Here is a 12,623-nt window from a genome sequence, read left to right as displayed (position 1 = left end):
TGCGCTTCACAGACGGGCGCAGGATGCGGGAAAAAGATTAAAAAATAATGGCTTGGGCTTAACTTACATGGACGGATTGATTAATCGGTTAAGCATAGGACTGTCTTGCCGGTATGCCGAGAAACGTCTGGAAGACGGCTTCCAGCGCCTCGGGGCTAATCGGCTTGAGGATCACCTCGTTCATGCCTGAGGCAAAACATTGGTCGCGGTCGCGTTCGAAGGCCTGGGGAAGGACACCGATGATCGGAATGGAGTTGTCGATCGTCTCCAGGTTCCGGATGCGCACGCTCGCATCGAACCCACTGAGCTTCGGAAGGGTGATATCCATGAGGATCAGCCGCGGCGACCGCTCCTGCCAGAGCCGCACCGCTTCTTCGCCATCGGCGGCGATCGCATAACGATAACCCAGACCCTCGAGGATCTGCGAAAAGACGATCTGATTCACTGCGTTGTCTTCGGCGACCAGAATGTCGATGCCGACGCTTTCGTCGGCTTGCGAGGCAATCCAGGCGTCTTCGTCGCGCGCAGTCTCGTTTGCGGCAGGCTGGCTGAACTGGCGAGTGACGCCGGCGGCTAGTTCCCGCTTCACCCGGACCCCATTAATCGCCAAGGCGGGAATGCGGTGCCGCTGGACGATTTCGAGGCAAGCCTTGTCCGCCAGCGTATCGACGACGACGAGATCGATCGCGATGCTGGCTTCCTTTGCCAGTTGCAGGAAGAGTTCCAGTTCCTCACCGTCTGAAACCGAGGAGGTGTCGAATTCCAGATTGTCGAGAATCTCCAGCGCCTCGGCGCTCGTCCTCGGGTCGGAGGAGGCGACAAGAACCTTGCGGTTGGAAAGATGGATCGTATCGGACTCAACCGCCGCCTTCACTGGCACCTCGCGCTCCTGCCGGGCCAGCGACGTGGTGATCAAACCGCCCCGGCTCATGCGCGGCTTGATCTGCTCGCCGTCTTCATCGGTCGCGACCAGTCCGGTAATGTCTTCCATGGCGGTGACCAGATAATAACGGCCCGGCTTTCCAATGCGGTATTTGTTGGCGATGATGACGGCCTGCGAGCCGTCCGGCCGCGTCACCAGTTCGGACATCTGCTGGGGTTCGCCAAGATCGAGGACCCCGCGATTGATGCGGTCCAGGCGCTGCTCCACCTGCGGCGGATGAACATCGGATCCCTTGTGACCGAGAATTGCTTCAGGCGGCAGATCGAGGAAACTCGCGGCCATCTTGTTGACGGCAACAAAGGTCAGGCTGCTGTCCTTGACGGTAATCGGGAACGGCAGGTTGTCGAGCACCTCTTCGGTGATCTGCACCCGCTCCATGTCGGCGCGCCACTGTTCCTCGCGCTTTTTGTGATCCGAGATATCCCTGACGACGCAGACGCCGTAACCGGACGACAGGCGGCGCTTGGTGAAGCTCACCCAGCGGTCGGTGCCGCGGCGCTCCTGCGACTCGGCCCGTTCCTTCCAGAGAGTGGCGATCTGCTCAGCGATCCAGTCCTCACGGCTCAGCATCCGGCGCGGACCGGAAGCATCGGTCAGGAAGCGTCCACCGCCATCATAGACGGCCCCGAGGAAATCGCGAAGGCGCGTGCCGGGCGTTAGAAAGCTCTTCGGAACCGGCAGGAGGGTCAGCAATTGCTGGCTCGCAAAGACGATCAGGTCATTCCTGTCATAGACAAAGACGCCGCCCGAAATGCCCTCGGAGATCACTTCGAGCATGACAGCTTGAATGTTTGCGTCCGCCGACGCCAAATCATCCATAGGATGAAACTCCCCGTATGCTTTTTCGGACCGAATGAAAAATCGGACCGTAATGCCGATATTCGCCTGTCGGCGTTATTCCTTCTAGTTTTCGTCTTGTCGGCGCGGGAACATGCTGGCTCCAAGTCCTCAACGGGTGATCAGGGCTCGCATGACGGTGCCCAGCTGGCCGCCATCCCGGTCACTCGCGGGAAGCTGGCGCCTCCCCGGTTTCATCCAAGTTTAATACGGAACAAATTATCCCGTTTATCTTAAAGCCGGATTAATGAACGGCCGTGCATCAACCTTAAAGTTCATTTCAATCGGCTAGGAAAGGTGCGATCCGGGCTTTCCTTCCGGCGCCGAATCCGGGAAAATGGCGCATGTCCGTCAAACAGCTCCCCGAGACCCTGATCAACCAGATCGCTGCCGGCGAAGTCATCGAAAGGCCCGCCAGCGCCGCGAAGGAACTGATCGAAAACGCCATCGATGCCGGCGCGACCCGCATCGAGATCGCCACCGCGGGCGGCGGCAAAAGCCTGATCCGCATTACCGACAACGGTACCGGCATGGATGCCGCCGATCTCGATCTAGCCGTGCGGCGACACTGCACGTCGAAAATATCCGAGACGCTCGACGACATCCGCACGCTCGGTTTCCGCGGCGAGGCCCTGCCCTCGATCGGTTCGGTGGCGAAGCTCACCATCACCAGCCGCCGCAACGGTCATTCTGAAGGATCGCAGGTGGCGGTGATCGGCGGCAAGATGTCCGGCGTGAAGCCGGCGCCGGCCAATACCGGCACGGTCGTCGAGGTGCGCGATATCTTCTTTGCGACGCCGGCTCGGCTGAAATTTTTAAAGACCGAGAAGGCCGAGGCCGGCGCGATCACCGAAGTGGTCAAGCGCATGGCGATCGCCTTCCCGCATATCCGCTTCGTACTGTCGGGTTCCGACCGCACGACGCTCGAATTCCCGGCGACCGGCGACGACCATCTCGCCCGCATGGCGCAGATCCTCGGCGCCGATTTCCGCGACAATGCGATCGAGATCGATGCGATGCGGGAAGATGTCGGGCTTTCCGGCTTCGTCGGCGTGCCGACCTTCCATCGTGGCAACTCGGCGCATCAATATGCCTTCGTCAACGGCCGACCGGTGCAGGACAAGCTGATCCTGTCGGCGCTGCGCGGCGCCTATGCGGAAAGCGTGCCCTCCGGCCGCTACCCCGTGGCGGTCCTGTCGATCAGGATCGATCCGGCGCTGGTGGACGTCAACGTGCATCCGGCGAAGTCGGACGTGCGTTTTCGCGATCCCGGCCTGGTGCGAGGCCTCATCGTCGGGGCGATCCGCGAGGCGCTGCATCGCGAGGGCGATCGGGCGGCGACGACCGGAACGTCGGGCATGATGCGCGCCTTCCGCCCCGGCTTCCAGCCGGCTCATGCCGCACCGCGCACTCCTTGGGCGGCCGCGGCCTCGCCGTTCAGGCCGCTCCATCCGCAGCCGGCCAACGGCTTTGCGGAACAGGTGCAATCCGGCTTCGACGTGCTGACCATGCCGACAGCTCGTGCCGATACGGTGATCGCGGAACCCGCTCCGAGGACCGCTGGCGAAGACGCGCCGCGCTATCGCCTGGGTGCCGCCCGCGCGCAGGTTCACGAAAACTATATCGTGGCCCAGACCGAAGACGGGCTTGTCATCGTCGACCAGCATGCCGCCCATGAACGGCTGGTGTTCGAGGCGATGCGCAAGGCGCTCGACACCAAGCGGCTGGTGAGCCAGGTCCTCCTGATCCCGGAGATCATCGACCTTCCGGAAGAGGATTGCGACCGGCTGATGGCGAATGCGACGGAACTCGACCGGCTGGGCCTGGCGATCGAACGTTTCGGTCCGGGCGCTGTCGCGGTGCGCGAGACGCCCGCCATGCTCGGCGAAGTCGATGCGGCCTCGATGGTCCGGGACCTCGCCGACGAGATCGCCGAATGGAACACCGCCGGGGGCCTGCGCGGCAAGCTCGAATATGTCGCCGCCACCATGGCCTGCCACGGCTCGGTGCGGTCCGGCCGGCGGCTGAGGCCGGAGGAGATGAACGCGCTTTTGCGCGAAATGGAAGCGACGCCCGGCTCCGGTACCTGCAACCATGGCCGGCCCACCTATATCGAACTCAAGCTTTCCGACATCGAGCGGCTCTTCGGCCGAAGCTGAAAAAGCTGGCAATTCAGGTTCAATCGGGGTAGAGCAGGCGCCATGTTTTTCCGCAGGAGACGACAGATGAACCGGTTCGAGGGAAGCGGATTCCGCGAAGCGAAGATCCGGTATCTCGATGGCGACTACCAGATCCTGACCGCCGGCTCCTATGTGATATGCGCCATGACGGGGGCGCAGATTCCGATCGACGAATTGCGGTACTGGAGCGTCGCCCGGCAGGAGCCCTATGTCGATTGCGCCTCCTCGCTGGAAGCCGACAAGCGCGCCGGCATTCTGCCCAACCAGAGCCGCGGCTAAACCTTCGCGGCGTTTCCTTCCCTGATACGCCGCTCTCGGAAATTGGCGATCGCCGTATCGATGATCTTGGCCGGTGCCTGCGGATCGTCGAACGCCATGTCGACCTCGACCACGCTTACCTTTTCCGCCAGTTCCTCCATGCGCCCGTGATGTCCCTGCAGCCGCACCGCATCCTTGGCGGTGGTGACGAGCGTCAGTTTGTCCTTGGCGGCATCATCCAGGAGGTCCGAGATCTCGTCCTCGCTGAAATAATGATGGTCGGGGAAGTCGCGCTTTTCCATGACCAGCCCGCCGACTTCTCTGACGGTACGATAGAATTTCTCCGGATCGGCGATGCCGGCGAAGGCGAACAGCGCCTTGCCGGCGATGTCGCGATTTTCACGCGGCTTCAGCGCCGCGACATAGATCTGCTTGCCGGCGCGGGCAGCCTGGCGCACCAGCTTGTCGGCCGCCTCGCCGTTGCCGACCTTGAGGATCGCCGAGAGCTGACGCATCTGCTCGGATATCGGCGCCCTCACCGGCCCGCCCGGCACGAGATGGCCGTTGCCGATGCCGCGCACCGTGTCGATAACGACGAGGGCGAAATCCAGCGCCAGGCGGGCGCTCTGGAAACCGTCGTCCATGATGATCAGGTCGGCGCCTTCGGAGACCAGTCGATGAGCCCCCTCGACGCGGGTGCGGGAAATCACCGTCAGCGTCTCGCGGCAGAGCAAGAGCGCCTCGTCGCCCACCGCCTCGGCCCGGTGGTGTTCGGGATCGACGACGGTCGTGACGTCAAGCGAACCGCCGTAACCACGGCTGAGGAAACCTGGCTTCAAGCCCTTTTCTTTTGCCGCTCGGGCAAGGGTGATCGCGGTCGGGGTCTTGCCGGCGCCGCCGACCGTGAAATTGCCGACGCAGATGACCGGCACGGGAATGCTGGCGCGCCTGGCTTTGGCCATGCGGCGGCCGGCGATACTGCCATAAAGAAACGAAACGGGGGCAAGGCCCCAGGCACGCCAATCCGCTTTCGTCCACCAGAATGGCGGTGCTTCCGATACCATACCCAAACTCCGGCTGATCCGTCCTGAAACAGCCCGCGAACAAAATGGCAGTTTTGGAAAAAAGGCAAGTCTTTGAAACCAAAGCCCGGTTCAGGCGTGAAGCTTTTCCGGCAGAAGGTCCATGAGCGCGGTGATATCGGCAAGGCAGATATCCGCCGATGCCGACAGCGTTTCGCGGGAGCCGGTGCCGGTCAGCACCGCGACCTTCAGGCCGACGCCCGCGCTCGCACCCATATGCATGTCGTGATTGTTGTCGCCGACCATGGCGACCTCGGCGGGATCGAGGCCGGTGGCGCGGCAGAAACCGAGCACCATGCCGGGCTCCGGCTTCACGCCGTGACCGCTGTCGTAGCCGGCGATGAAATCGACATGATCGATGATGCCGAAGCGGATGGCGGTCTGGCGGATCGCCTGCTCGTTGTCGCTGGAGGCGATGCCGAGCTTGAAGCCGCGCGTCTTGAGTTTGGCAAACAGTGCCGCGAGATCGGTGACGGCCACGGAAAATTCAGCCGAGCGGATGAAGAGGTCGTCGAGCAGCCGGGTGAGTTCACCCACGTCGAGCGGCGAACCGGCGGCGACAAATCCCGCGGCGATCTCGGCGGCGTTGCCGGCGGCCAGCAGGCTGTCCGGACGGGTGTGGCCGGATACCGGGTCCATGCCGCCGGAAAACAGAAGCTGCGGTTCGAGCTCGGCGTCGCCGGCGGAAGCGATGCGGGCAGCCTCGCGGTTCACCGGTCCCCAGCTCTCGTCATAGAGCAACAACGTGCCGTCCTTGTCGAACAGGATGCCGGCGATGTGTGCGAGCTTTTCCGGGGTCATCGAACGGCGGCGGCTTTCGGCTGCAGCCTGGCGCTCACCGTCAGCGGATTGACATAGGGCTCCAGCGCCTTGATCGTCTTCGACAGCGCACCGCGCATCTCGTCCATCGCGTCATGGCCGGAATCGATCATCTTTACGCGGGCGAGATCGTTGATCATCAGGTAGTGGACCGCCTTTGCCAGCATCTCCACGTCCTTGACGATGCGGGCGCCGCCCTTGCGCACCAGATGCTGGTAGGCGTCGCGGAAATTCTGGACATGCGGGCCGGACAGCACGGCGCAGCCGAGCATGGCCGGCTCCAGGGGGTTCTGCCCACCCTCGTTCGTCAGCGACCTGCCGACGAAGGCGATTTCGGTCAAACGCAGGTAAAGCCCCATTTCGCCGATCGAGTCGCCGAGGAAGACGTCGGTCTCCGGGGTTACGACATCGTTGCGCGAGCGGCGCGCCACGGTCAGGCCCATTTCCTTCAGCATCTCTTCGACCGCGTCGGCGCGGTCGGGGTGGCGCGGCACGAGAATGGTCAGCTGGCCGTTCTTCGGTTTCAGCGCCTTATGGACGGTCGCCGCCGCCTTTTCCTCACCGTCGAAAGTCGAGATCGCCGCCCAGGTCCGGCGGCTGCCGATCTGCTTGCGATAGCTTGCCAGCACTGCCTCGTCGCAGGGCGGCGGATCAGTATCGCTCTTCAGGTTGCCGGAAGCGATGACAGGCCAGGCGCCGAGATCGCGGAAGCGCTCGGCATCCAGATCCGACTGAGCGACCACCAGAGCCATCTTGCCGAAGATGGCTTCGGCGATCGAGCTGCGGTTGCGCCAGCGATCGAAGGACCGGTCGGAGATGCGGGCATTGACGCGGATCTGCGGAATGCGGCGGCGGGCGAGTTCGGCGATGGTGGTCGGCCAGATCTCGGATTCCGCGGTGATGCAGGCATCCGGCTTCCAGTAGGCGATGAACCGCTTGATCGGAAATTTCAGGTCGAGCGGCACGTATTGGTGGATCACCTCGTCGGCCAGCCGCGACCGGACGAGATTTGCGGAGGTGACGGTGCCCGTCGTCAGAAGGATGTGAATCTCGCGGCGCCGCAGCTCGCGGATCATCGGCATGATGGCGATGGTTTCCCCGACGCTTGCCGCGTGCACCCAGATGAGCGGGCCACGGGGCCGGGCAAGGCTTGCATAACCGAGCCGTTCCAGCTTGCGGGTCCTGTCTTCCTTGCCCTTCATGGCGCGATAGGCAAGATAAGGGCCGACCAGGGGATAAAGGGAAATACCGGCCACCCGGTAACCAACGAGAGCCAGGCGCGCAGAAATCTTGCTCACCGTGTTTGCCCCCGATGCGTGATGGCCGCCATCAATGTGATAGACCCTCCGATTGCTCATCCGTAACCCAGTTTTTTGTGTTTTACAAATGCGTCAAAAAAGGGTCCCCGGGATCGATACCAGGCGAGGGACCAGCATTGCGAGCACATTGTAAAACGCGAGGCTTATCTCAAGCCGACTTAGTATCAGGATCGAGCAGACGGTGCATATGGACGATGAAATACCGCATATGGGCGTTGTCGACCGTCTGCTGCGCCTTGCCCCGCCAGGCGATCAGCGCGCTTGCGTAGTCCGGATAGATGCCGACGATATCAAGCGCCGAAAGGTCCTTGAATTGAAGGCCCTCCAGGCTCTGCAGTTCGCCACCGAAGACCAGGTGCAGAAGTTGTTTCTTTTCGCCCGTTTCCGTCATTGTCCGATATTCCGTCCGTTCCAGCTCCCCCGGCTCTTCCTCTGCTGCATTCCCATGGAAAGGTCAACCCGGAGCGAGCCTCGCGAGCTGGGGTAAAAGGCTGTGGAGCGCGTGTTCGGCGCCGGCGGCCAGCATTTCGTGGCTGACGGTCTCGCGATTGTAGACAAGCCGGTTGCCGGCGAGATCGACGAGGCGGCCGCCCGCCCGTTCGAGAATAAGGTCGGCGGCCGCCAGATCCCAGTCATGGGAGGCACGCTTGACGACGGTGCCGTCAATACCGCCATCGGCGATCATGGCGAGCCGGTAGGCGAGCGACGGCACATGCCGCACCCGGCGGACTTCGTCGCGAAAATCCGGCTCGAATTTCTTGACGAGGTTCTCGTCGGCCGCGATGACCAGTTCGCCATTGCTGCGGGCGACGGTGACTGAAATCGGCCGGCCGTTCTTCAGAGCCGGCCCATCCTTCACCGCGGAAAACTCCTCGTCGAGTGCCGGCGCCACAAGAACACCGGCCACCGGCTGGCCGCGATGCACGACGGCGACCGAGACGCACCAGGTCTTCTCGCCGTTGATGAAGGCGCGGGTGCCATCGATCGGATCGACGACGAAGAGCGTTTCGCAGCTGAGCCGGGCGACATCGTCGTCGGTTTCCTCGGAAAGCCAGCCGTAGTTCGGCCGGGCCATCAGGAGCAGGCTCTGCAGCCGGTCGTTGGCGGCGAAGTCGGCGGCGCTGACCGGCGACTTGCCCTCGTTCTTCCACCAGACTTCCGGCGAGCGGCCGAAAAATCCGTGGGCGATGTTGCCGGCCTGGCGCGCCGCGTCGAGAATGAGTTCGAGATCCTGGCCCCAGGCTTCAGCAACCGTCATCGGGATCAGCGTCCCGCCAGCGTCATGCCCTCGATGGCGATGGTCGGGGAAGCGACGCCGAACTTTCGGTCGATGTCGTTGGCCGGCGTCAGGCGCATGAACATGTCCTTGAGGTTGGAGGCGATCGTCACTTCCGAAACAGGATAGGCGAGCTCGCCGTTCTCGATCCAGAAGCCGGTCGCGCCACGCGAGTATTCGCCGGTGATCATGTTGACACCCTGGCCGATCAGTTCGGTGATGTAGAAACCGTTGCCGATCGACTTGATCAGATCCTCGGGCGAGATGTCGCCGGGCTCCAGCGCCAGATTGGTGGAGGCAGGCGAGACGGCCGTGCCGCCGCGCACGCCGCGGCCGTTGGTGGCAAGCCCTAGTTCGCGCGCCGTCGAGGTCGACAGGAACCAGTGGTTCAGGACGCCGTCCTCGATCATCACCATGCGTTTTCCGGAGACACCCTCGCCGTCGAAAGGACGCGAAGAGGAGCCGCGCACGATCAGCGGATCGTCGGTGATGCTGAGCCCGGCTTTGAGCACCTGCTGGCCCATCTTGTCGCGCAGGAAGCTGGTCTTGCGGGCGACGGACGCGCCGTTGATGGCGCCGGCTATGTGACCGACGAAACCGCGGGCGATGCGCGGATCGAAGACGACGGTGACGTTGCTGCCGGTATCGACCTGGCGCGGATTGACGCGCTTGACGACGCGCTCGCCGGCGCGGAGGCCGATCAGCTTCGGATCGTCGAGGTCGGCGGCATAAAGGCGGCTGTCGAAATCGTAGTCGCGCTCCATCTTGGTGCCCTCGCCGGCAATGACGCTGACAGAACGGCCGAAACGGGATGCCATGTAGCTGCCGGAAAAGCCGTGGGAGGTGACGAGCACGAGGCCACCCATGCCGGACGATGCGCCGGAACCGGAGGAATTGGTGACACCCTGGACGTCGAGCGCCGCCTGCTCCATTTCGAGCGCCGCTTCGCGCAATGCATCGGTCGGCACATCGGTCGGGTCGTAGAGTTCGAGGTCCGGATAGGATCTGGCGAGATCGGCTTCGTCCGCAAGGCAGGCAAAGGGATCGTCGGGAGAGACCTTGGCCATGGCGACGGCGCGCTCGGCAAGCACCTTCATGTCGAAGCCGGGATTGGCCGAGACGCTGGCGACCTGCCGGCCGACGAAGACGCGAAGCGAGAAATCGTCGCTCTCGGACGCTTCCGTGCCCTCGACCTTGCCGAGACGGACGCTGACGGAACGGGAGCGGGAGCGAACCACGACCGCATCCGCCTGATCCGCTCCCGCGGCCTTGGCTAGATCGATCAGTTGGCTGGCGCGGGAAAGCAGTTCGGCGGAATCGATTTCAGAGGTCATGATTGCAAGCCTTTCATTCTCGTCCCATTTATTGTGCACTGTCAGAAGCATCAAGGGCGGCTCGCCGATTCTTGATTTCCCACCTTAGACTGAAAGTATCCCGCATGACCGCTCCCGGCTCGCTATTTTCCCAAATGCTTCTCCTGCTTGCCGGCGCGGTGATCGCCGCCCCGGTGTTCAGAAAGCTGGGACTCGGCACGGTGCTCGGTTATCTCGCCGCCGGCGTGGTCATCGGACCGATCATGCAGCAGATCGTCGAAACGGAAGAAGTGCTGCATTTTGCCGAATTCGGTGTCGTCTTCCTGCTGTTCATCATCGGGCTCGAACTGAAGCCTTCGCGTCTCTGGCAGATGCGCGGCGACGTGTTCGGTCTCGGGCCGGCGCAGGTGGTGATCTCGGGACTGGTGCTGACCGGACTGGCCTATCTGAGCAACATGGCGGATTGGCGCGGCAGCCTGATCGTCGGTTTCGGCCTTGCATTGTCCTCGACGGCGTTTGCGCTGCAGATCCTCAACGACGACGGCGAGATGAACAGCCGACACGGCCAACGATCGTTTTCGGTGCTGCTGTTCCAGGATCTCGCCATCGTGCCGCTGCTGGCGCTGATCACCATCCTGGCGCCAGGGACCACGGAGACGGAAGCCTCGCCGCTTCTCGATTTTGCCATCGCGGTCGGGGCGGTCGGCGCCATGGTGATCGCCGGGCGCTATCTCCTGACGCCGATGTTCCAGATCATCGCCCGCACCGGTGCGCGCGAGGTGATGATCGCCGCAGCCCTGCTGGTGGTGCTGGGGTCGGCAGCCGCCATGCAGGCGGTCGGCCTGTCGATGGCGATGGGCGCCTTCCTGTCCGGCGTGATGCTGGCCGAGTCTTCCTACCGGCACGAACTGGAAGCGGATATCGAACCCTTCCGCGGCCTGCTTCTGGCGCTGTTCTTCATGGCCGTCGGCCTGTCGCTGGAAGTCCATGTCATCCTCGACAACATCTTCTTCATCCTGCCCGCGGTGCCGATCTTCATGGCACTCAAGGCGCTGATCGTCTACGGGCTCTCCCGGCTGTGGGGTTCGCCGCACAATGATGCGGTGCGCATCGCGTTCCTGCTGCCGCAGGGCGGCGAATTCGGCTTCGTGCTGTTCACCACTGCAACAGCGAGCGGCCTGTTCTCGTCGGCTACCGCCTCGCTGCTGATTGCCGGCGTGACGCTGTCGATGGCGCTCACGCCGTTCGGTGCGGCACTTTCCAAACGGCTCCTCAACGGCGAGAGCCGCGAGGAACTGGAGGAGGATTTCAACGGTGCCGGGGCCGACGTGCTGATGATCGGGTTTTCGCGTTTCGGCCAGATCGCCGCGCAGATCCTGCTGGCCGGCGGCCGCGAGGTGACCGTCATCGACGATTCCGCCGACCGCATCCGCCAGGCCGCCTCCTTCGGTTTCCGTATCTATTTCGGCGACGGGACGCGTCGCGACGTGCTCATCGCGTCGGGCATCGAAAAGGCGAAGATCGTCGCCGTCACCACCCAGAAACGCGAGACGACTGACCAGATCGTCGATCTCATCCGCTCGCAATTTCCGGACGTGCGCCTCTATGTCCGCTCCTACGACCGTATCCATGCGCTGTCGCTGCGGGATCGGAACGTCGAATACGAGCTGCGCGAGACCCTGGAATCCGGCCTGCTGTTCGGAAAAAAGACGCTGGAAGCGCTCGGCATGAGCGAGAACGAGACCGACGAGATCGGCGACGACATCCGCCAGCGCGACGAGGAGCGACTGCAGATCCAGGCCGTCCAGGGGCTCGGCGCCGGCCGCGAGATGCTGTTCAACAGTCCGGTCCGGCCGGAACCGCTGATCAAGCCGAAACGGTCGATGGTGGTGGACGCCGACGAACTGAGCACGGAACCGGCGACGGCGGAGAACGGCTAGGGCCGCACAGCTTTTCCTCTTGCGACCATCGCGACGATCGTTTCGAAAAGCTCGGCCTTGGCCTCTGCCGCCGTGATGTCGCCGCTGGCGGCGGCGTTGGAAAGCGCTTCGGCTGCACCGAGCATGGCCCAGAGCCCGGGCGACGCTATATGGCCGGCCTCTGCGAACGGGAGAAGCGCAAGCCGGCATTTTTCCATGAATATGCCCTCGTATTCATGCTTGATCCGTTCAAGTTCGGGAGAGCTCTCCAGGGCCGCAATGACGCCCGGTATCTCCCGGCCCTGCAACAGGACACAGTCCACATAGGAGGAGGCAATGACCGCAGCCCGGTCAGCGAGCGTCGGCCCGCTCGATTGCAGGGCCGCGTCCATGATGGCCGTCTGGCGGCTGTCGAAATCCTGATAAAGCGCGGCCAGGAGAACGGGCCGGGTGCTGAAATGATCGTAGACGACGGGCTTCGCGACCCCTGCCTGCTCCGCCAGCCGGGGCAGCGTCAGGGCATCCGTGCCTTCTTGCCGGACGATGCGCCACGCAACCTCCATCAACTGCTGGCGCCTTCCCTGCCGCGAGAGGCGCTGCCGGAGACGCGCCGGTTCTTTCATTTCGGTGCTTGACATGACTATATACCAAAAGTAACTTACTAAAAGTATATAACC

General features: G+C 63.2%; 11 protein-coding genes. 3 read left to right on the top strand and 8 right to left on the bottom strand.

Annotated elements, in window-relative coordinates:
* Positions 1-88: 88 nt before the first annotated feature.
* Positions 89-1,762, bottom strand: a complete 1,674-nt coding sequence (locus C5L10_RS08890) for a response regulator (protein ID WP_105429341.1) — start codon at positions 1,760-1,762, stop codon at positions 89-91.
* A gap of 362 nt (positions 1,763-2,124) precedes the next feature.
* On the opposite strand from C5L10_RS08890, the gene mutL reads away from it, so the two are divergent.
* Together mutL and C5L10_RS08880 are read left to right on the top strand one after the other, a co-directional pair.
* Positions 2,125-3,939 carry a DNA mismatch repair endonuclease MutL gene (mutL, locus tag C5L10_RS08885; RefSeq protein WP_105429340.1) on the top strand — a complete coding sequence of 605 codons (1,815 nt, stop codon included), beginning with the start codon at positions 2,125-2,127 and terminating at the stop codon, positions 3,937-3,939.
* A 66-nt stretch (positions 3,940-4,005) separates the two neighbouring features.
* Positions 4,006-4,239, top strand: a complete 234-nt coding sequence (locus tag C5L10_RS08880; RefSeq protein ID WP_046630976.1) for a DUF2093 domain-containing protein — start codon at positions 4,006-4,008, stop codon at positions 4,237-4,239.
* Here the strand turns inward: C5L10_RS08880 and lpxK are convergent.
* The 6 genes from lpxK to C5L10_RS08850 all read right to left on the bottom strand — a co-directional run bounded on the left by lpxK (position 4,236) and on the right by C5L10_RS08850 (position 10,048).
* Positions 4,236-5,282: a tetraacyldisaccharide 4'-kinase gene (gene lpxK / locus C5L10_RS08875; RefSeq protein ID WP_105429339.1), complete on the bottom strand. Its 1,047-nt coding sequence runs from the start codon at positions 5,280-5,282 to the stop codon at positions 4,236-4,238. The two genes, C5L10_RS08880 and lpxK, sit on opposite strands and share 4 nt — an antisense overlap.
* Positions 5,283-5,372: 90 nt before the next feature.
* Positions 5,373-6,101 (bottom strand): HAD family hydrolase, encoded by a 729-nt coding sequence (locus C5L10_RS08870; protein WP_105429338.1) that lies wholly within the window; start codon positions 6,099-6,101, stop codon positions 5,373-5,375.
* Positions 6,098-7,417 (bottom strand): lipid IV(A) 3-deoxy-D-manno-octulosonic acid transferase, encoded by a 1,320-nt coding sequence (gene waaA, locus C5L10_RS08865; protein WP_046611054.1) that lies wholly within the window; start codon positions 7,415-7,417, stop codon positions 6,098-6,100. The genes C5L10_RS08870 and waaA overlap by 4 nt, the downstream gene beginning before the upstream one ends.
* Before the next feature lie 169 nt (positions 7,418-7,586).
* The gene (locus C5L10_RS08860) at positions 7,587-7,829 is read right to left on the bottom strand and encodes a DUF4170 domain-containing protein (RefSeq protein WP_046630968.1); all 243 of its coding nucleotides are present in this window, start codon (positions 7,827-7,829) and stop codon (positions 7,587-7,589) included.
* Positions 7,830-7,892: 63 nt separating this feature from the next.
* A complete protein-coding gene (locus C5L10_RS08855) occupies positions 7,893-8,696 on the bottom strand; it encodes a 3'(2'),5'-bisphosphate nucleotidase CysQ (protein WP_105429337.1) in 804 nt (267 codons plus the stop codon).
* Between the two features lie 5 nt (positions 8,697-8,701).
* The gene (locus C5L10_RS08850; protein ID WP_105429487.1) at positions 8,702-10,048 is read right to left on the bottom strand and encodes a TldD/PmbA family protein; all 1,347 of its coding nucleotides are present in this window, start codon (positions 10,046-10,048) and stop codon (positions 8,702-8,704) included.
* 104 nt (positions 10,049-10,152) lie between these two features.
* Here C5L10_RS08850 and C5L10_RS08845 point away from each other — a divergent pair, with 104 nt between their 5' ends.
* A complete protein-coding gene (locus C5L10_RS08845; protein ID WP_105429336.1) occupies positions 10,153-11,967 on the top strand; it encodes a monovalent cation:proton antiporter-2 (CPA2) family protein in 1,815 nt (604 codons plus the stop codon).
* On the opposite strand, the gene C5L10_RS08840 is transcribed toward C5L10_RS08845, so the two are convergent.
* A complete protein-coding gene (locus C5L10_RS08840) occupies positions 11,964-12,584 on the bottom strand; it encodes a TetR/AcrR family transcriptional regulator (RefSeq protein WP_105429335.1) in 621 nt (206 codons plus the stop codon). The two genes, C5L10_RS08845 and C5L10_RS08840, sit on opposite strands and share 4 nt — an antisense overlap.
* Positions 12,585-12,623 lie beyond the last annotated feature (39 nt).

The sequence above is a fragment of the Neorhizobium sp. T6_25 genome, from assembly GCF_002968555.1.
Lineage (GTDB): Bacteria > Pseudomonadota > Alphaproteobacteria > Rhizobiales > Rhizobiaceae > Neorhizobium.
Note: the sequence above shows the minus strand (reverse complement) of the source record. Positions and strands in the feature narration are given on the sequence as shown.